1 protein-coding gene and 1 pseudogene are annotated in these 421 nt (G+C 43.0%); both read left to right on the top strand.

Features of this window, described 5'->3' with window-relative positions:
* Window positions 1-221 (top strand): 30S ribosomal protein S16 (rpsP, locus tag AW165_RS18600; protein ID WP_060466690.1); only part of this gene is annotated, 221 nt, incomplete at its 5' end.
* A gap of 30 nt (window positions 222-251) precedes the next feature.
* Window positions 252-421 (top strand): annotated as a pseudogene (locus AW165_RS18595) (hypothetical protein); the annotation flags it as partial.

Raw genomic sequence — 421 nt, 5'->3', positions numbered from 1 at the left:
GCGCTAAAAAGCGTCCATTTTATCAAATCGTAGTAGCGGACAGCCGCAACGCTGCAACTGGCCGTTTCATCGAGAAAGTTGGTTTCTTTAACCCAACTGCAAAAGGTCAAGAAGAAGGTCTACGTCTAGACCTAGACCGCGTTAACCACTGGGTTGGTCAAGGCGCGTCTCTATCTGACCGCGTTGCTAAGCTAGTTAAAGACGCTCAAAAAGCGGCTTAATTTTTTTACTTTAGAAGTAGAAACTAGTTTATGTCGATGAAAGGTAAAGAAACAATGAGCAACGAAAAGATTGTTGTAGGCAAGTTTGGTGCTACTTACGGCATTCGTGGTTGGCTTAAAGTTTTTTCCTACACAGACAATGCTGAAAGCATTTTCGATTACAGCCCTTGGTTTATTAACCAAAAGGGTACGTGGGTTGA

Origin of the sequence: Acinetobacter sp. LMB-5, assembly GCF_001541635.1 — a bacterium.
Taxonomy (GTDB): domain Bacteria; phylum Pseudomonadota; class Gammaproteobacteria; order Pseudomonadales; family Moraxellaceae; genus Acinetobacter; species Acinetobacter pittii.
Note: the sequence above shows the minus strand (reverse complement) of the source record. Positions and strands in the feature narration are given on the sequence as shown.